The 17,809-nt window shown below is 61.1% G+C and carries 19 protein-coding genes and 1 other RNA gene; 13 read left to right on the top strand and 7 right to left on the bottom strand.

Going from position 1 to position 17,809, the window contains the following annotated elements; genetic code table 11:
• Positions 1–115: 115 nt before the first annotated feature.
• Positions 116–1,312, top strand: coding sequence for a methionine gamma-lyase (locus ACF8O8_RS03245; protein ID WP_392509233.1), 1,197 nt, complete (start codon positions 116–118; stop codon positions 1,310–1,312).
• 162 nt (positions 1,313–1,474) lie between these two features.
• Here the strand turns inward: ACF8O8_RS03245 and ACF8O8_RS03240 are convergent, their stop codons facing one another.
• Positions 1,475–1,912, bottom strand: coding sequence for a YhcB family protein (locus tag ACF8O8_RS03240; RefSeq protein WP_010952432.1), 438 nt, complete (start codon positions 1,910–1,912; stop codon positions 1,475–1,477).
• A 135-nt stretch (positions 1,913–2,047) separates the two neighbouring features.
• Between ACF8O8_RS03240 and ACF8O8_RS03235 the strand changes: the two genes are divergently transcribed.
• From ACF8O8_RS03235 to zapE, 3 genes are all read left to right on the top strand, one after another.
• Positions 2,048–2,683, top strand: coding sequence for an alpha/beta hydrolase (locus ACF8O8_RS03235; RefSeq protein WP_010952433.1), 636 nt, complete (start codon positions 2,048–2,050; stop codon positions 2,681–2,683).
• 25 nt (positions 2,684–2,708) lie between these two features.
• Positions 2,709–4,058 (top strand): tryptophan--tRNA ligase, encoded by a 1,350-nt coding sequence (locus ACF8O8_RS03230; RefSeq protein ID WP_019752497.1) that lies wholly within the window; start codon positions 2,709–2,711, stop codon positions 4,056–4,058.
• A 165-nt stretch (positions 4,059–4,223) separates the two neighbouring features.
• Entirely contained in the window at positions 4,224–5,318 is a 1,095-nt protein-coding gene (gene zapE, locus ACF8O8_RS03225; RefSeq protein WP_014592295.1) for a cell division protein ZapE, read from the top strand.
• 106 nt (positions 5,319–5,424) lie between these two features.
• On the opposite strand, the gene ACF8O8_RS03220 is transcribed toward zapE, so the two are convergent.
• The gene (locus ACF8O8_RS03220) at positions 5,425–6,345 is read right to left on the bottom strand and encodes a GlxA family transcriptional regulator (protein WP_010952436.1); all 921 of its coding nucleotides are present in this window, start codon (positions 6,343–6,345) and stop codon (positions 5,425–5,427) included.
• 190 nt (positions 6,346–6,535) lie between these two features.
• A complete protein-coding gene (locus ACF8O8_RS03215; protein ID WP_104962519.1) occupies positions 6,536–7,576 on the bottom strand; it encodes an NADP(H)-dependent aldo-keto reductase in 1,041 nt (346 codons plus the stop codon).
• Positions 7,577–7,834: 258 nt separating this feature from the next.
• On the opposite strand from ACF8O8_RS03215, the gene rplM reads away from it, so the two are divergent.
• From rplM to ACF8O8_RS03180, 7 genes are all read left to right on the top strand, one after another.
• On the top strand, positions 7,835–8,263 hold the full coding sequence (gene rplM / locus ACF8O8_RS03210) for a 50S ribosomal protein L13 (RefSeq protein WP_003251819.1): 429 nt from the start codon (positions 7,835–7,837) through the stop codon (positions 8,261–8,263).
• Between the two features lie 14 nt (positions 8,264–8,277).
• On the top strand, positions 8,278–8,670 hold the full coding sequence (gene rpsI / locus ACF8O8_RS03205; protein WP_003251821.1) for a 30S ribosomal protein S9: 393 nt from the start codon (positions 8,278–8,280) through the stop codon (positions 8,668–8,670).
• A gap of 262 nt (positions 8,671–8,932) precedes the next feature.
• Positions 8,933–9,526 carry a ubiquinol-cytochrome c reductase iron-sulfur subunit gene (gene petA / locus ACF8O8_RS03200; RefSeq protein WP_003251823.1) on the top strand — a complete coding sequence of 198 codons (594 nt, stop codon included), beginning with the start codon at positions 8,933–8,935 and terminating at the stop codon, positions 9,524–9,526.
• Positions 9,526–10,737 (top strand): cytochrome bc complex cytochrome b subunit, encoded by a 1,212-nt coding sequence (locus ACF8O8_RS03195; RefSeq protein WP_010952438.1) that lies wholly within the window; start codon positions 9,526–9,528, stop codon positions 10,735–10,737. Before petA ends, ACF8O8_RS03195 begins: the two co-directional genes overlap by 1 nt.
• Positions 10,737–11,516 carry a cytochrome c1 gene (locus ACF8O8_RS03190; RefSeq protein ID WP_010952439.1) on the top strand — a complete coding sequence of 260 codons (780 nt, stop codon included), beginning with the start codon at positions 10,737–10,739 and terminating at the stop codon, positions 11,514–11,516. Before ACF8O8_RS03195 ends, ACF8O8_RS03190 begins: the two co-directional genes overlap by 1 nt.
• 116 nt (positions 11,517–11,632) lie before the next feature.
• Positions 11,633–12,256 carry a glutathione S-transferase N-terminal domain-containing protein gene (locus ACF8O8_RS03185; RefSeq protein WP_010952440.1) on the top strand — a complete coding sequence of 208 codons (624 nt, stop codon included), beginning with the start codon at positions 11,633–11,635 and terminating at the stop codon, positions 12,254–12,256.
• 10 nt (positions 12,257–12,266) lie between these two features.
• Complete coding sequence (locus ACF8O8_RS03180) at positions 12,267–12,698, top strand: ClpXP protease specificity-enhancing factor (RefSeq protein ID WP_104962518.1); 432 nt, start codon at positions 12,267–12,269, stop codon at positions 12,696–12,698.
• A gap of 59 nt (positions 12,699–12,757) precedes the next feature.
• Here the strand turns inward: ACF8O8_RS03180 and ACF8O8_RS03175 are convergent, their stop codons facing one another.
• The 4 genes from ACF8O8_RS03175 to ACF8O8_RS03160 all read right to left on the bottom strand — a co-directional run bounded on the left by ACF8O8_RS03175 (position 12,758) and on the right by ACF8O8_RS03160 (position 16,201).
• Positions 12,758–13,336, bottom strand: a complete 579-nt coding sequence (locus ACF8O8_RS03175) for a BON domain-containing protein (protein WP_019439045.1) — start codon at positions 13,334–13,336, stop codon at positions 12,758–12,760.
• Positions 13,333–13,926 carry a phosphoheptose isomerase gene (locus ACF8O8_RS03170; RefSeq protein WP_012053657.1) on the bottom strand — a complete coding sequence of 198 codons (594 nt, stop codon included), beginning with the start codon at positions 13,924–13,926 and terminating at the stop codon, positions 13,333–13,335. The genes ACF8O8_RS03175 and ACF8O8_RS03170 overlap by 4 nt, the downstream gene beginning before the upstream one ends.
• Before the next feature lie 86 nt (positions 13,927–14,012).
• Positions 14,013–14,384, bottom strand: a complete 372-nt coding sequence (locus tag ACF8O8_RS03165) for a YraN family protein (RefSeq protein WP_020190054.1) — start codon at positions 14,382–14,384, stop codon at positions 14,013–14,015.
• Entirely contained in the window at positions 14,384–16,201 is a 1,818-nt protein-coding gene (locus tag ACF8O8_RS03160; protein WP_392509232.1) for a penicillin-binding protein activator, read from the bottom strand. The genes ACF8O8_RS03165 and ACF8O8_RS03160 overlap by 1 nt, the downstream gene beginning before the upstream one ends.
• Before the next feature lie 186 nt (positions 16,202–16,387).
• On the opposite strand from ACF8O8_RS03160, the gene rsmI reads away from it, so the two are divergent.
• Together rsmI and rnpB are read left to right on the top strand one after the other, a co-directional pair.
• A complete protein-coding gene (gene rsmI / locus ACF8O8_RS03155) occupies positions 16,388–17,263 on the top strand; it encodes a 16S rRNA (cytidine(1402)-2'-O)-methyltransferase (RefSeq protein WP_014592287.1) in 876 nt (291 codons plus the stop codon).
• A 67-nt stretch (positions 17,264–17,330) separates the two neighbouring features.
• An RNA gene (gene rnpB / locus ACF8O8_RS03150) (RNase P RNA component class A) lies at positions 17,331–17,705 on the top strand.
• Positions 17,706–17,809: the final 104 nt, after the last annotated feature.

Below are 17,809 nucleotides of genomic sequence, written 5' to 3'. Positions count from 1 at the left end.
TGGTCCGTTGATTATTGTTTTTGTTCCAGCAAGCGCGTGTATGCGTAGGCTATTTTGGAAAAAATCGGGCAGCTCGGTGGCATAAGCTTATAGCAAACCACAAGAGGCTGTTGCCATGCGCGACTCCCACCACAACACCGGTTTTTCCACGCGGGCCATTCATCATGGCTATGACCCGCTTTCCCATGGTGGCGCCCTGGTGCCACCGGTGTACCAGACGGCTACCTATGCCTTCCCCACTGTCGAGTACGGTGCTGCCTGCTTCGCCGGGGAGGAACCTGGGCATTTCTACAGCCGCATTTCCAACCCCACGCTGGCCTTGCTGGAGCAGCGCATGGCTTCGCTGGAGGGCGGTGAAGCGGGGTTGGCGTTGGCCTCGGGGATGGGCGCGATTACCTCAACCATCTGGACCCTGCTAAGGCCTGGGGATGAGCTGATCGTCGGGCGCACCCTGTATGGCTGTACCTTCGCTTTTCTGCACCACGGTATTGGTGAGTTCGGGGTGAAAATTCGCCATGTCGATCTCAACGATGCCAAGGCCATGAAAGCGGCGATCAGCAGCAAAACACGGATGATCTACTTCGAAACACCGGCCAACCCCAACATGCAACTTGTGGATATTGCGGCAGTTGTGGAGGCCGTGCGGGGGCATGATGTGCATGTGGTGGTCGATAACACCTACTGTACGCCGTACCTGCAGCGGCCACTGGAGCTGGGGGCGGACCTGGTGGTGCACTCGGCAACCAAGTACCTCAGTGGGCATGGTGATATCACTGCCGGGTTGGTGGTGGGGCGCAAGGTGTTGGTCGATCGCATTCGCCTGGAAGGGCTGAAGGATATGACCGGGGCAGTGCTGTCGCCCCATGACGCGGCGCTGCTGATGCGCGGGATCAAGACGCTTGCCCTGCGCATGGACCGGCATTGTGCCAATGCCCAGCAGGTGGCGGAGTTTCTCGTCCGGCAGCCGCAGGTGGAATTGATTCATTACCCGGGGCTACCGTCTTTTGCCCAGTACGCGTTGGCCCAGCGACAGATGCGTTTGCCTGGCGGGATGATTGCCTTTGAGCTCAAGGGTGGCATTGAGGCGGGGCGGCGCTTCATGAATGCACTGCAGCTCTTTGCCCGGGCGGTGAGCCTGGGGGATGCAGAATCGCTGGCGCAGCATCCGGCGAGCATGACGCATTCCAGCTATACGCCGCAGGAGCGGGCGCATCACGGGATATCGGAGGGGTTGGTGCGTCTGTCGGTGGGGCTGGAGGATGTGGAGGACCTGCTGGCAGATGTCGAACAGGCATTGCAGGCCTGCTGTTAGGTTGCCCACACTGGCCTCTTCGCGGGCACGCCCGCTCCCACAGGTATTCCACAAGTTTCACATGCTGTGGTGAGCCTGTGGGAGCGGGCGTGCCCGCGAAGGGGCCAGTGAATCCAGCCCACAAAAAAGGCCTCTTGCGAGGCCTTTTGCATGTTCAGCAGATCAACGCTTGAGCCCGTAGCTTTCGTCGAGCATGCCCGGCGAGTTAGGCGCTTTCGGTGCATAGTCGCGCGGCACTTCGGCGGTGTCTTTAGGTGGGGTCAGGCGGTCACGCGGGCCTTGCGGTGCATCGGAGTGCAGCGCAGCCAGCAGGCGTTGGCGGGTGACGTCATCGAGGGCCAGGCTGTTGGCGCCTTCAGCCAGGTGATCCTGTACGTCCTGATAGCTCTGGGTCAGTTTTTTGACCAGCATGGCGGTGCTGTTGAAATGGGTGACCACTTCGTTCTGGTAGCTGTCGAAGCGCTTCTGGATGTCATCCAGTTGACGCTGGGTGTTGCTCGGGGCCGCATTGGGCAGCAGGCGGGCAACAATGAAACCGACTGCCACACCGATGACCAGGGCCAGGGTTGGCAACAACCAAACAAGGAGCGAGAGTTCCACGAGTCCTTCCTCTATAAACGGCTTTGCTTTACGTTAACGGCTCAGACCTGCGCTGTATACCGCGAGCGATCGCAAATCAGAACAGAATTTCACACCTAGACGAATCGACCCTTCCCGAGGTCACGGAGTAGTGCCTTGCTTGTCCGCGAAACCCCCTTGTTCATCGATGGCCCCAGCGGCCAGCTGGAAGCCTTGTACCTGGACGTGGCCAATGCCCGTGGCGCGGTGCTGATCTGCCACCCCAACCCGGTCCAGGGCGGCACCATGCTCAACAAGGTGGTCTCGACCCTGCAGCGCACCGCACGTGATGCCGGTTATGTGACCCTGCGTTTCAACTACCGTGGCGTCGGCCAGAGCGCCGGCAGCCACGACATGGGCGCTGGCGAAGTGGCCGATGCCGAGGCCGCTGCAGCATGGCTGCGTGCCAGGCACCCCGGGCTACCGCTGGTGCTGATGGGCTTTTCGTTCGGTGGTTTCGTTGCCACCAGCCTGGCCGGGCGCCTTGAAACTGCAGGCGTCGAGTTGCAGCACCTGTTCATGATCGCCCCGGCGGTCATGCGCCTGACCGCCGAATTCCCGATGCCGCAGCGCTGCCCGCTCACCGTGGTGCAGCCGGACGCCGATGAAGTCGTCGCGCCGCAGCTGGTTTACGAATGGTCCGACAGCCTGTCGCGTCCCCATGAGCTGCTGAAAGTGGCAGAATGCGGACACTTCTTCCATGGCAAGCTGACCGATCTGAAGGATCTGCTGCTGCCGCGCCTTTCGAACTGAGCCAAGCCTGAATAAGCGAACACCCATGACCACGCGCATTCTTACCGGTATCACCACCACTGGCACTCCGCACCTGGGCAACTACGCCGGCGCCATCCGCCCGGCGATCCGTGCCAGCCAGCAGCCCGGTGTCGATTCGTTCTACTTCCTGGCCGACTACCACGCCCTGATCAAGTGCGACGACCCGCTGCGCATCCAGCGCTCGCGCCTGGAAATCGCCGCCACCTGGCTGGCCGGTGGCCTGGACCCGGACAAGGTGACCTTCTATCGCCAGTCCGACATCCCGGAAATCCCCGAGCTGACCTGGCTGCTGACCTGCGTTGCCGCCAAAGGCCTGCTGAACCGCGCGCATGCCTACAAGGCCTCGGTGGACAAGAACGTCGAGAACGGCGAAGACCCGGACGCCGGCGTGACCATGGGCCTGTTCAGCTACCCGGTGCTGATGGCCGCCGATATCCTGATGTTCAACGCCAACAAGGTGCCGGTTGGCCGTGACCAGATCCAGCACGTGGAAATGGCCCGCGATATCGGCCAGCGCTTCAACCACCTGTTCGGCCAGGGCAAGGATTTCTTCGCCTTGCCGGAGGCTGTGATCGAGGAAAGCGTGGCGACCCTGCCGGGCCTGGACGGGCGCAAGATGTCCAAGAGCTATGACAACACCATCCCGTTGTTCACCAGCGCCAAGGACATGAAAGACGCCATCTCGCGCATCGTCACCGATTCGCGCGCGCCAGGTGAGGCGAAAGACCCGGACAACGCGCACCTGTTCACCCTGTACCAGGCCTTCTCCACGCCTGAACAATGCGCCGGTTTCCGCGAAGAGCTGCTGCAGGGCCTGGGCTGGGGCGATGCCAAGCAGCGCCTGTTCCAGCTGCTGGACGGCCAGCTGGCCGAGAAGCGCGAGTACTATCATCAGTTGATCGCCCGGCCGGCGGACCTGGAAGACATCCTGCTGGCTGGCGCCGCCAAGGCCCGCAAGATCGCCACGCCGTTCCTCGAGCAGCTGCGCGAGGCCGTTGGCCTGCGTTCATTCCGCAGCAGCGTGCAGGCCACCGCCGAAGTGAAGAAAAAAGCCACCAAGAGCGCGCGTTTTGTCAGCTTCCGTGATGAAGACGGCAGCTTCCGCTTCCGCCTGCTGGCCGCTGATGGCGAGCAACTGCTGTTGTCGCGCAGCTTCGCCGACGGCAAGAGTGCTGGCGCCGTGAGCAAGCAGCTGCAGCAAGGTGGCGAGGTTGATGTGCGCGTCGAAGGCCTGAGCTTCGGCCTGTGGCTCAATGGCGAGCAGGTTGCCGACGGGCCGCAGTTCGACAACGCTGAAGCCCGTGATGCGGCCATTCAGAGCCTGAACGAAGCCTTGGCGCCACAGCAGGACTGAGGCTGCCAAACGGTGGGAGCGGGCATGCCCGCGAAACAGGCGCCGCGGTGCATGGCACCGGCTTTGCCGGTGTTCGCGGGCACGCCCGCTCCCACAGACTGATTGCCATTAAGCGGGCCTGTCGCTACAGTGACGGCCCGTTTTTTGTTGCCTCGCTAACGAATCATGACTCCCTTAGAACGCTATCAAGCAGATCTGAAACGTCCCGACTTCTTCCATGACGCGGCGCAGGAAACTGCGGTGCGTCACCTCCAGCGCCTGTACGACGACCTGGTGCACGCGCAGAACAACAAGCCGGGCGTGTTCGGCAAGCTGTTCGGCAAGAAGGAGCAGACTCCGGTCAAGGGCCTGTACTTCTGGGGTGGGGTGGGGCGAGGCAAGACCTACCTGGTTGATACCTTCTACGAAGCGCTGCCGTTCAAGCAGAAGATGCGTACGCACTTCCACCGCTTCATGAAGCGTGTGCACGAGGAGATGAAAACCCTCAAGGGCGAGAAGAACCCGCTGACCATCATTGCCAAGCGCTTCAGCGAAGAGGCCAAGGTGATCTGCTTCGACGAATTCTTCGTGTCGGACATTACCGACGCCATGATCCTCGGCACCTTGATGGAAGAGCTGTTCAAGAATGGCGTGTCGCTGGTGGCCACCTCCAACATCGTGCCGGACGGCCTGTACAAGGACGGCCTGCAGCGTGCGCGCTTCCTGCCGGCCATCGCCATGATCAAGCAGTACACCGACGTGGTGAACGTCGATAGCGGGGTCGACTACCGCCTGCGTCACCTGGAGCAGGCCGAACTGTTCCACTTCCCTCTCGATGACGCGGCGCACCAGAGCATGCGCGCCAGCTTCAAGGCGCTCACCCCTGAGTGCACCCAGGCGATCGAGAACGACGTGCTGATGATCGAGAATCGCCCGATCAATGCCCTGCGTACTTGCGACGACGTCGCCTGGTTCGACTTCCGCGCCCTGTGCGACGGGCCGCGCAGCCAGAACGACTACATTGAGCTGGGCAAGATCTTCCACGCCGTATTGCTGAGCAACGTGGAGCAGATGGGCGTCACCACCGACGACATCGCCCGCCGCTTCATCAACATGGTGGACGAGTTCTACGATCGCAACGTCAAGCTGATCATCTCGGCCGAGGTGGAGTTGAAGGACCTGTATACCGGTGGGCGTCTGAGCTTCGAGTTCCAGCGTACCCTGAGCCGGTTGCTGGAGATGCAGTCGCACGAATTCCTGGCGCGCGCGCACAAGCCCTGACGCCAGCGGCAAGCTTCAGGCAACAAGGAAAATTCAGGGCAATGCGCGATCCGCTCTGGTTTTTCCTTGTCGCTTCAAGCTCGAAACCTGCCGCACTGGAAGCCTTTCAGGCTTCCTGCATGAACTGCTGCCGATACTGGTTCGGCGACAACTCGGTATGCTGGCGGAACAGCCGCGCAAAGAAACTGGCATCGTCATAGCCCACCTCGTAACTGATGGTCTTGATGCTCTTGCGCGTGCTCGACAACAACCCCTTGGCTGTCTCGATGCGTAACCGTTGCAGGTAATGCAACGGCTTGTCACCTGTTGCGCCCTGGAAGCGGCGCATGAAGTTGCGGATGCTCATGCCGTGGTTGCGGGCCACATCCTCGAAGCGGAACTTGTCGGCGAAGTGCTCCTCCAGCCAGTGCTGGATCTGCAGGATGATCAGGTCCTGGTGCAGCTTCTGCCCGCCAAAGCCCATGCGCCCCGGGGTGTAGTTGCGTTGCACTTCGTAAAGGATATCGCGGGACACCGCACGGGCGACGTTGGCACCGCAGAAGCGTTCGATCAGGTAGATGTACAGGTCGCAGGCTGAAGTTGCACCGCCGGCGCAGTAGATATTGTCGGCATCGGTCAGGTGCTTGTCCTGGTTCAGGCGGATCTGCGGGAAGCGTTCGGCAAAGCTGTTGAAGAAGCGCCAGTAGGTGGTCGCTTCCTTGCCATCGAGCAGGCCGGATTCGGCCAGCCAGAACACACCACTGGCCTCGGCGCACAGCACCGCGCCACGCGCGTGCTGTTCACGCAGCCACGGCAGCACCTGTGGGTAACGCTGCAGCAAGTTGTCGAAATCATCCCAGTAGGCCGGGAGGATGATCACATCGGCGTCGTCCAGGCCGCCGTCAACCGGTAACTGCACATTGCTGAAGCTGTCCACGGGCTGGCTGTCGGGGCTCACCAGGCGGATGTCGAACATGGGCTGCAAGCCCAGGCCCAGCTGCTTGCTATAGCGCAGGCTGGCGAGGTGGAAGAAGTCCTTGGCCTGCATCAAGGTCGAAGCGAACACCTTGTCAATGGCCAGGATGCTGACGCGCCGCAGCGACGCTGAGGGTTGGGTAAACATCATTGTCATTGTTCTTATAGGGTAGAGTGGTCAATCACCGGCTGGATCGTCTTATTTTTTGGCGATTGTGTCTACCCCATGTAACAGCGGCGCGAAGCGGGGCGCAGTGTTTGGCTCAAGGCGCCGGGTTGGGCTGCTCCTGATGAATGGCTTCGATCGCTGTCAGCAGATCGGCGCTCAGGTTCAGTTCAAGGCTGGCCAGGTTGCTGTCCAGCTGCTGCAGGCTGGTGGCACCTATGATGTTGCTGGTCACGAACGGCTGTCGGGTGACGAACGCCAGGGCCATTTGTGCCGGGTCCAGGCCGTGCTCGCGGGCCAGCTGCACGTAGCGGCTGCAGGCCGCCACGGTCTGTGGGTTGGAGTAACGGGCAAAGCGGCTGAACAGGGTCAGGCGTGCATTGTCCGGCCGTGCGCCGTTCTCGTACTTGCCCGAGAGCATGCCGAAGGCAAGCGGCGAATAGGCCAGCAGGCCACACTGCTCACGTATGGCCACTTCTGCCAGGCCCACCTCGAAGCTGCGGTTGAGCAGGTTGTACGGATTCTGGATCGATACCGCCCGCGGCCAGCCACGGCTCTCGGCCAGTTGCAGGAACTTCATGGTGCCCCACGGCGTTTCGTTGGACAGGCCGATGTGGCGGATCTTGCCCGCACGCACCTGCTCGTCGAGCACCTGGAGGGTTTCTTCCAGTGGGGTGAAGTGATCCTGCGGCAGGTGCTGGTAGCCCAGCTTGCCGAAGAAGTTGGTGCTGCGCTCTGGCCAGTGCAACTGGTACAGGTCGATGCGGTCGGTCTGCAGGCGCTTGAGGCTTTCGTCCAGCGCCGCAACGATGTGCTGACGGTTGTGCTTGAGCTGCCCGTCGCGGATATGGCTGATGCCGTTGCCCGGGCCTGCCACCTTGCTGGCCAGGATCCACGCGTCGCGGTCGCCATGGTCACGGAACCAGTTGCCGATGATGCGCTCGGTGGCCGCGTAGGTCTCCGGGCGGGGAGGGACCGGGTACATTTCGGCGGTGTCGATGAAGTTGACCCCGGCAGCCTTGGCCCGGGCAATCTGTTCGTAGGCCTCGGCCTGGATGTTCTGCTCGCCCCAGGTCATGGTGCCCAGGCACAGGGCGCTGACGTTGAGGTCGGTACGGCCGAGCTGGCGGTATTCCATCGGTTATTCACTCCTTGGCGATAGAAGCCAATCAAAGCAGGTTGAAATTTTTCGCGCAATCTGGATAATTCAGCCCCTCTCCGCGTGGCGGAAGTGATGCACCATCACGCAGGAAGAACCCCGTCGAACATTGGCGTGCCCGACCCGAGCCCCCAAAAGCGTCTGTGTTCGGCTGCGCGCTTGCCCTTGGCAAGCTGTGCACTATCCAGTAAGATTCGCCGTCTATTTTTCGCTGGGCGGCCTCTGAGGCTTTAGAGAATGAAAACTTTTACTGCTAAACCGGAAACAGTAAAGCGCGAGTGGTTCGTAGTCGACGCCGCTGGCCAGACCCTGGGTCGTCTGGCTACCGAAATCGCTACCCGTCTGCGTGGCAAACACAAACCAGAATACACCCCTCACGTTGACACCGGCGACTACATCGTCGTTATCAACGCCGAGCAGGTTCGTGTGACTGGTGCCAAGTCTTCCGACAAAATGTACTACTCCCACTCCGGTTTCCCAGGCGGTATCAAGGAAATCAACTTCGAGAAGTTGATCGCCAAGGCCCCTGAGCGTGTTATCGAAACTGCGGTCAAAGGCATGCTGCCTAAGAACCCGCTGGGTCGCGACATGTACCGCAAGCTGAAAGTGTACGCGGGTGCTGCTCACCCACACACTGCTCAGCAGCCTCAAGAACTGAAGATCTAACGGGATAGTTCATTATGTCGGCGACTCAAAATTACGGCACTGGCCGTCGCAAGACCGCAACCGCTCGCGTATTCCTGCGTCCGGGTACTGGTAACATTTCCATCAACAACCGTTCTCTGGACGTGTTCTTCGGTCGCGAAACCGCTCGCATGGTTGTTCGCCAGCCGCTCGAGCTGACTGAATCCGTTGAGAAATTCGACATCTACGTCACCGTTTCCGGTGGTGGTGTCAGCGGTCAGGCCGGTGCGATCCGTCACGGTATCACCCGCGCTCTGATGGAATACGACGAAACCCTGCGTGGCGCTCTGCGTCGTGCTGGCTACGTCACCCGCGACGCTCGTGAAGTTGAGCGTAAGAAAGTGGGTCTGCGTAAAGCGCGTAAGCGTCCTCAGTACTCCAAGCGTTAATACCGCTTCGGCAGTCGAAAAAAGCCCGGTTCCTTGGAACCGGGCTTTTTTTTTAGCCTTGAACTAACCTGTCAGCAGTCAGTGGCCGCTTGTCGCATAGACGTAGATCAAGCAAAGCGTGGGTTGTCGCCCTTGCCGGGGTAATCACCTTGTCAGTGTGTGGATTTGTTTCTTACCATGACGGCCAATTTTTAGTGCCATTGACACAACCTAAGTACAGGCCAGGTCCAACTGGCCAAGCAAGCTGATGGGAGAGGACTGAATGAGCAATGACGGCGTCAACGCAGGCCGGCGCCGCTTCCTCGTAGCCGCGACATCCGTGGTCGGGGCGGCGGGGGCAGTGGGGGCTGCGGTACCGTTCGTGGGGTCATGGTTTCCCAGTGCCAAGGCGAAAGCCGCGGGTGCACCGGTGAAGGTCAACATCGCCAAGGTCGAGGCAGGGCAGCAGATGGTGGCCGAGTGGCGTGGCCAGCCCGTATTCATCGTGCGGCGAACGGAGGAAATCCTTGGCAATCTGAAAAAAATCACGGGTGACCTGTCCGACCCCGAGTCCAAGGCCTCGGTACAGCCAGCGTACGTCGACCCTGAGGTTCGCTCGATCAAGCCGGAAATTCTCATTCTCGTCGGCCTGTGCACGCACCTGGGCTGCTCGCCCACCTTCCGGCCAGAAGTGGCGCCCGCCGACCTTGGGCCGAAATGGGTAGGTGGTTACTTCTGCCCGTGCCACGGCTCTCACTATGACCTGGCTGGTCGTGTCTACAAGTCCCAGCCGGCGCCTCTCAACCTGCCCGTGCCACCGCACTCTTATGAGTCGGACGAGATCATCGTCATTGGCGTCGACCAGGAGAACGCATGATGAGCAAGTTCATGGACTGGATTGATGCTCGCTTCCCCGCCACCAAGATGTGGGAAGACCACCTCAGCAAGTATTACGCACCCAAGAACTTCAACTTCCTGTACTTCTTCGGCTCCCTGGCATTGCTGGTGCTGGTCAACCAGATCGTGACCGGCGTGTGGCTGACCATGAGCTTCACGCCCTCGGCGGAAGAGGCGTTCGCCTCGGTCGAGTACATCATGCGTGACGTGGAATACGGCTGGATCCTGCGCTACCTGCACTCCACGGGGGCGTCAGCGTTCTTCATCGTGGTCTACCTGCACATGTTCCGCGGCCTGCTCTATGGCTCCTACCAGAAGCCACGCGAGCTGGTCTGGCTGTTCGGCATGCTGATCTATCTGGCGCTGATGGCTGAAGCGTTCATGGGCTACCTGCTGCCATGGGGGCAGATGTCGTACTGGGGCGCCCAGGTGATCATCTCGCTGTTCGGTGCCATCCCGGTGATCGGTGATGACCTTACCCAGTGGATTCGTGGTGACTACCTGATCTCGGGCATCACCCTGAACCGCTTCTTCGCCCTGCATGTGGTTGCCCTGCCAATCGTGATTCTCGGCCTGGTGGTATTGCACATCCTCGCCTTGCACGAAGTGGGTTCGAACAACCCTGATGGCGTCGACATCAAGAAGAAAAAGGACGAAAACGGTATTCCGCTGGATGGTATTCCGTTCCACCCGTACTACACCGTTAAAGACATTGTCGGCGTGGTGGTGTTCCTGTTCGTGTTCTGCGCCGTGGTGTTCTTCTTCCCTGAAATGGGCGGTTACTTCCTGGAGAAACCTAACTTCGAGCAGGCCAACGCCTTCAAGACCCCAGAGCACATCGCGCCGGTGTGGTACTTCACACCGTTCTACGCAATCCTGCGTGCGGTGCCTGACAAACTGATGGGCGTCATTGCCATGGGAGCGGCCATCGCCGTGCTGTTCGTACTGCCTTGGCTCGACCGCAGTCCGGTGCGTTCCATGCGTTACAAGGGCTGGATCAGCAAGGTCTTCCTGCTGGTGTTCTGCGTGTCCTTCGTCATCCTCGGCGTGCTGGGCGTACTGGCACCGACACCTGGGCGTACTTTGCTGTCGCAGGTATGCACGGTGTTGTACTTCGCCTACTTCCTGCTGATGCCGTTCTATACAAGGCTCGAGAAGACCAAACCGGTTCCGGAAAGGGTGACTGGCTGATGAAAAAGTTGATTGCAGTATTTTTGCTGGCAGTGATGCCCGCCTTTTCCTTCGCTGCCGAACATGGCCTGGAGCTGGACAAGGTCGATATCGACCTGACTGACAAGGCCGCCATGCAGGACGGCGCGCGTACCTTCGCCAACTATTGCATGGGTTGCCACAGTGCCAAGTTCCAGCGCTACGAGCGGGTGGCTGACGACCTGGGTATCCCGCATGAACTGATGCTCGAGAAGCTGGTGTTCACAGGTGCCAAGATCGGTGACCACATGCAGATCGGTATGAAGCCCAGCGACGCCAAGACCTGGTTCGGTGCTGCGCCGCCCGACCTGACACTGGTCGCCCGCGTGCGCGGTACCGATTGGCTTTACACCTACCTGCGCAGTTTCTATGAGGACCCATCCCGCCCTTATGGGGTGAACAACAAGGTATTCCCGAACGTCGGCATGCCTAACGTGCTGGTGGGTCTGCAAGGTAACCAGGTGGTGGGTTGCAAGCAGGTGCAGACGGTGGTCGATGGCAAGAAGCAATTCGACCCGTTGACCGGCAGCCCGTTGACCCATGAAGCTTGCGATCAGCTGACCATTACGCCGAATTCCGGTACCCTGACGGCCGAGCAGTTCGACGAGAAGGTCAAGAACCTTGTGACCTTCCTGGCCTATTCGGCCAACCCAGTCAAACTGGAAAGCCAGCGCATCGGCACCTATGTGTTGCTGTATCTGGCTTTCTTCTTCGTATTCGCCTACTTGCTCAAGCGTGAATACTGGAAGGACGTGCACTGATCACGCAGTAGTTTCTGGTTGTTGAACGCGCCCGGGGTGGCCTAGCAGTATTGCCAGGCCACCCCGGGCGCGTTTTCATTTAAAGTTGCACAAGCATCCGTGCGAGGAGCCGCTACATGGGCGCAACCAACAGGTTAGCCTGCTATTCCGATCCCGCTGATCACTATTCTCATCGGGTGCGCCTGGTTCTGGCCGAGAAGGGCGTCAGCGTGCAGTTGATCGATGTCGATCCCGCCCACCTGCCGCGGAAGCTGGCCGAGGTCAACCCTTATGGCAGCGTGCCGACCTTGGTCGACCGTGACCTGGCGTTGTATGAATCGACCGTGGTGATGGAATACCTCGAGGAGCGTTACCCGCACCCGCCGCTGATGCCGGTATACCCGGTAGCGCGTGGCAACAGCCGTCTGCTGATGCACCGCATCCAGCGCGACTGGTGTGCCTTGGCCGATACCGTGCTTGACCCGCGTAGCAGTGAAGCTGCCCGAACCGAAGCCCGCAAGGCCTTGCGCGAAAGCCTGACCGGGGTCTCGCCGTTGTTCAGCGAGTTCGCCTGCTTCATGAGTGATGAGCAAAGCCTGGTCGATTGCTGTCTATTGCCCATACTCTGGCGTTTGCCGGTGTTGGGTATCGAATTGCCGCGGCAAGCCAAGCCGCTGCTGGATTACATGGAGCGCCAGTTCGCCCGCGAGCCTTTCCAGGCGAGCCTGTCCTCCGTAGAACGTGAAATGCGCAAGCTTTAAGGAGCCGTTGATGAACTCCAGTCGCCCCTATCTGGTTCGAGCACTGTACGAGTGGATCGTCGACAACGATTGCACGCCCCATATGCTGGTCAATGCCGAATTCCCGAAAGTTCAGGTGCCGGATGGTTTCGCCAGTGATGGCCAGATCGTCTTGAATATCTCGCCAAGTGCCGTGCGTAGCCTGCACATGGACAATGATGCAGTCAGCTTCGAGGGCCGCTTCAGTGGCGTGGCTCACTCGCTGTTCGTGCCGGTGGGTGCAATCCTGGGTATCTACGCCCGCGAAAATGGCCAGGGTATGGTCTTCGAGCTGGAGCCGTCTTTGATGGATGGCGACGAGCTGGAAGACGATGATGTGCAGCCGGATGACGATGGCCCGCCAGACGATGGAGGGCAGCCGCCGCGTCCGACTGGCCGGCCAAGCCTGAAAGTGGTCAAGTAACAAAAAAGGCGATCCGGATGGATCGCCTTTTTGTTTGGCCTGTCCAGGCAATCACTGAGTCAATCGATGTACTCGAACAGCTTGACGATCTTCTGCACGCCCGACACGCCCTGCACCACGGCAGTGGCCGAGTTGGCTTCTTGACGGGTGACCAGGCCCAGCAGATAGACGATGCCGTTTTCGGTAATCACCTTGATGCGCGAGCTGGGCACGGCGCTGTCGGTCAGCATCTGGGTCTTGATCTTGGTGGTCAGCCAGGCGTCATTGTTGCGCGCCAGAATGGAGGAGGGCTGCATCACTTGCAGCTCGTTGTGCACTTTCTTGACCCGCTGGACCTGGCTGGCGGTTTGCTCCGCGAGGCTCTTGAGGTCGGCGCGTGGGGTCTGCCCGGCCAGCAGGACGATACCGTTGTAGCTGCTGACAACGATGTGCGAGCCCTTGTCCAGGTCTGGGTTGGCTTTGGAAATGTTCACGGCGGCCTTGGTCTCGATCAGCGAGTCGTCGATCTTGCTGCCGATGGTGCGCGTGCCGCGATCGTCCTCGATCGGCGAATTGCGGGTAGAGGTGAGTACCGAGCTGCAACCGGTGACGCTCAGGCACAGGGTCAGGGCCATCAGGCCGAGGCGCATAGGGGTCATTCTTCACTCCCGAACAGTTGGCTGTCGATCAGATCGCACAGGCAGTGGATCGCCAGCAGGTGGACTTCCTGGATACGCGCGGTAACTGTCGAAGGCACGCGGATTTCCACGTCCTCGGGCAGCAGCAGCGAAGCCATGCCGCCGCCGTCGCGACCCGTCAATGCTACGACAATCATTTCACGGTCATGTGCGGCCTGGATGGCCTGGATCACGTTGGCCGAATTGCCGCTGGTGGAGATCGCCAGCAGAACGTCACCGGGCTGGCCCAGGGCGCGGATCTGCTTGGAAAAGACTTCGTTGTAGCTGTAGTCGTTGGCGATCGAGGTCAGGGTCGAGCTGTCGGTGGTCAGCGCGATAGCTGGCAGGCTGGGGCGCTCGCGCTCGAAGCGGTTGAGCAGCTCCGATGAAAAGTGCTGGGCATCGCCGGCCGAGCCGCCGTTGCCGCAGGCGAGCATCTTGCCCTCGTTGAGCAGCGCATTGACCATGACCAGGCTGGCCTGCTCGATGTGCGGTGCCAGGATGTCCATTGCCTGTTGCTTGGTTTCGATGCTGGCCTCGAACAGCCGGCGAATTCGGGATTGCATGTCCATCTGGTGACCTTAAATGGGGCGGTGGCCTTTGCTACGCGCAACAACGACCAGCCCGCGATACATAGAGCAAAAAAAACGAAGTGGGTTCAGCATTCGAAGGCGTTTTTCAGCCATTGAAGCGGTCTGCCTGCATGGTGGCTACCCTGCAGGGCGACCACGTCGAAGCGGCAGGGGTAGTTGCCCCAGTGGGCCTCCTTCTGCAGGAACAGGGTGGCGGCAAGCACCAACCGTTTCTGCTTGCGCCCGTCGATACTGTCGAGAGCGCCTCCGAAGCCCGCGTGCAACCGGTAGCGGACTTCGACGAATACTACTGTATCGGCGTCGAGCATGACCAGATCAAGCTCACCGCCTTTGCATCGCCAGTTGCGTGCCAGCAACTGCAGCCCTTGCCCCTGAAGGTACTCAAGGGCTTGGGTTTCTGCCGCTTGCCCGGCACGGGTAGGCGATGCTGCGGCCATCAACGCACGGTGTCAGGCAGGCGCTTGACCTGGCCGCCGCTAAACTCGGCCCAAGGCAGCTGGCGTTCGACGCGCTGGTTGGCATTGATGCTCAGGCTGCCCGAAAGGCCAAGGACGCGGTTGTCCGGTAGCGCTTTCAGTTGGCCCAGGCGCGGCGCCAGGCTGTAGGCATCGACGCCCATGGCATACAGGCGGCCGAGGCTGCCGGCGGCTTGCGGCCACTGCTGTACAACCTGTTGACGCAGGCTGTTGCTGGTGTCGAGCAGCCACGGTGTTTCGCAGAAGCGGATGCCGTTCATGTCATTGTACTGGTTGATGTCACCGCTGGCGCTGTACAGGTTCGAGGTGGCATAGACCGGCACGTCACCGGCGTACTGGAAGTTCAGGGTCGGCTTGATCTGTTGCGCCTGTTGTGGGGTCGAGGCGAGGAAGATGAAGTCGATGTCCTGGCGGCGCGACGGTTGTGCAGCGATGCTGCCGCCCACCGTGCTTTGCAGGCTCTTGGCGCGGCCTTCGCTCTGGCGCAGCTGGAACAGGTCGGCAATTTGCTGGGCCAGGGCGACCGGCTGGGCGATGCGCTCGGCGGCGAGCAGGGTTCCGCCATTGCCTTCCCAGTCCTGGCGGAAGGCGGCCAGGACACGGTCACCCCATTCGCCGCTCGGCACCAGGGCAACGGCGCGGACCATGCCATCGGCGCGGGCGCGGCGGGCCACTTCGCGGGCTTCGTCCTCGGCAGCCAGGCCGAACTGGAACAGTTGTGGCGGCGCCTTCTGGCCAGCGTCGGCGTAGTTCAGGGCCAGTGTGGTGATCGGCAGCTGTGGTTTGGCGGCCAGTTGTTTGACCAATGGCTTTTCAAGCGGGCCGATGACCAGTTGCACGCCGGCGGCTTGCGCCTGGCGATAGAAGTCGTCCAGCGAGCCGATGCGTGAGCTGTCGAACACCTGTACCGCAGGCGCTGGCTGGCCGCTTTGCTGGGCCTGGAAGTGGGCGGCCATGAAGCCATCGCGCAGGGCGCGGGCTACACCGGCCAGCGGGCCTTCCTGAGGCAGTAGCAGGGCGATCTTGGTCAGCGGCTGGCTGGCCAGCTCCTTGAGCTTGGTCAGGGCCAGCGGCAGTTGCTGGGCGGCAGGGTGGTCCGGGTGCTGTTTGACCCAGGCTTCGATGGCCGCTTGCTGCTGCTCCAGGGTGCCGGCGCTTTTCACGGCGAAGGCCAGGCTGGTCCAGCCAGCCAGGGTCTGATCGTTGGTTGGCTGCTGCAGTTGCTCTGCAGGCAGCGAGGCGACCAAGGCCCAGATGGCGTCATTGTTGGTGCTGGCGGCCTGGCCGCCAAACAGCGGGGCCAGCAGGATGCGCTGCTGTGCGGCAGCCAGGGCCTGGCCATCGGCTTCGAGCGCGGCGGCGTGCACACTGTAGGTACGCGCTTGCAGGTCTGCCGGCAGTTCGGCGAGGCGCTGCAGGCTGGGGTGGGCCAGGGCGGTCAGCGCTGCCTTGGGCTGGTTGCGGCTCATGGCCAGCTCGGCCGCGAGGGTGCTGGCGAACACTTGCTGGGCCGGCTTGAGCGTGTCCAGCGGGACCTGCTCGAGAATGCGTGCGGCGCGTGGGAAGTCCTTCTGCTTGTAGGCCAGGTCGGCCGCGCTCAGGCGCAGCAGCGCGGCGTCTTCCGCAGACTTGCTGGAAGCGGCCTTTTCGAGCAGTTGCTCGATGCTGGCGTCCGGGGTGCGTGGTAGTTCGCCCAGGCTGGATGAGGGCGAGCTGGCGCAGGCTGCCAGCAGGGCGGCGAGGCAGAGGGCTGTGAGCAGCCGCAGGCAAGCGATCATGTAAAGGTCCTGTTACTCGATCAAGTTGGCCGGCAATTGTACCCAAGCACTGGCCGGGGCGCGATGTTGCTGTGTCGATCCTTCACTATAGGTGGCGTGTTCCTGATCGCCGGCGAAGTTCTTTGCGCCCTGTTGCAGGCGCTCGGGCTACAATGGCGCCTTTGATCCGAATGACAGGTGTGCGCAGTGACTGATGTGGCAGGGGCTTCGAAATCCACGGTGGGGACGCTGTATGTGGTGGCAACCCCCATCGGCAACCTCGACGACATGAGCGCCCGGGCGCTGAAGGTGCTGGCGGACGTGGCGCTGATCGCCGCCGAAGACACCCGTCATTCGATCCGCCTGCTGCAACACTTTGGCATCGATACGCCGTTGGCCGCTTGTCATGAGCACAACGAGCGTGACGAGGGCGGGCGTTTTCTCTCCAAACTGCTGGCGGGTGAAAATGTGGCGCTGGTCTCCGATGCCGGCACGCCTCTGATTTCCGACCCGGGCTATCACCTGGTGCGTCAGGCGCGTGCTGCGGGGGTGAGCGTGGTGCCGGTGCCGGGCGCCTGTGCCTTGATCGCCGCGCTTTCGGCGGCAGGCCTGCCGTCGGATCGCTTCATCTTCGAAGGCTTCCTGCCGGCCAAGCAGGCAGGGCGCCGGGCGCGCCTGGAGCAGGTGAGGGAAGAGCCGCGCACGTTGATCTTCTACGAAGCCCCGCATCGCATCCTGGAGTGCCTTGAAGACATGGAGGCGGTATTTGGTGGCGATCGTCCGGCGTTGCTGGCGCGTGAACTGACCAAGACCTTCGAGACCCTGAAGGGCTTGCCGCTGGCCGAGTTGCGCGCCTTCGTAGCCGGCGACAGCAATCAGCAGCGTGGTGAATGCGTGGTGCTGGTCGGCGGCTGGAGTGCGCCGGAGGGCGAGCAGGCCATCAGTGCCGAAGCGCAGCGCGTGCTCGATCTGCTATTGGCTGAGTTGCCACTGAAGCGGGCGGCGGCGCTTGCAGCGGAAATTACCGGGGTGCGCAAGAACCTGTTGTATCAACTGGCCCTTGAAAAGCAGAAAGCCGAATAGTGGCAGTTTGATATAAATGCCGTTAGCGCTTGTTCTTGCGCCCGCGTGTCGGTAACCTTGGCGGCGGAGAGTCGATCGGACAGTCGCTGCCTGTTTTTGTTCCGCAACTTTTGTTGTGTGAGCAGCAGGGGGAGGAAAGTCCGGGCTCCATAGGGCAGAGTGCCAGGTAACGCCTGGGAGGCGTGAGCCTACGGAAAGTGCCACAGAAAATAACCGCCTAAGCACTTCGGTGCCGGTAAGGGTGAAAAGGTGCGGTAAGAGCGCACCGCACGGCTGGCAACAGTTCGTGGCTAGGTAAACCCCACTCGGAGCAAGACCAAATAGGGTTCCATCAGGCGTGGCCCGCGTCGGAACCGGGTAGGTTGCTAGAGGCGTCCAGTGATGGCCGTCGTAGAGGAATGACTGTCCTCGACAAAACCCGGCTTACAGATCGACTCTCCACCTTTCTTTCCCTGCTTGAATCGATAGCAGATCCTCTCTGGTAATACCGAAAAAATCTTACTCTTAATAAATTACTTTAACTTCGAACTCCATTCGCTTGCGTGG

The sequence above is a fragment of the Pseudomonas sp. TYF_14 genome (genome assembly GCF_043105275.1).
Lineage (GTDB): Bacteria > Pseudomonadota > Gammaproteobacteria > Pseudomonadales > Pseudomonadaceae > Aquipseudomonas > Aquipseudomonas alloputida.
The sequence above is the reverse complement of the archived record's forward strand: the minus strand, read 5'-3'. Positions and strand labels throughout refer to the sequence as shown.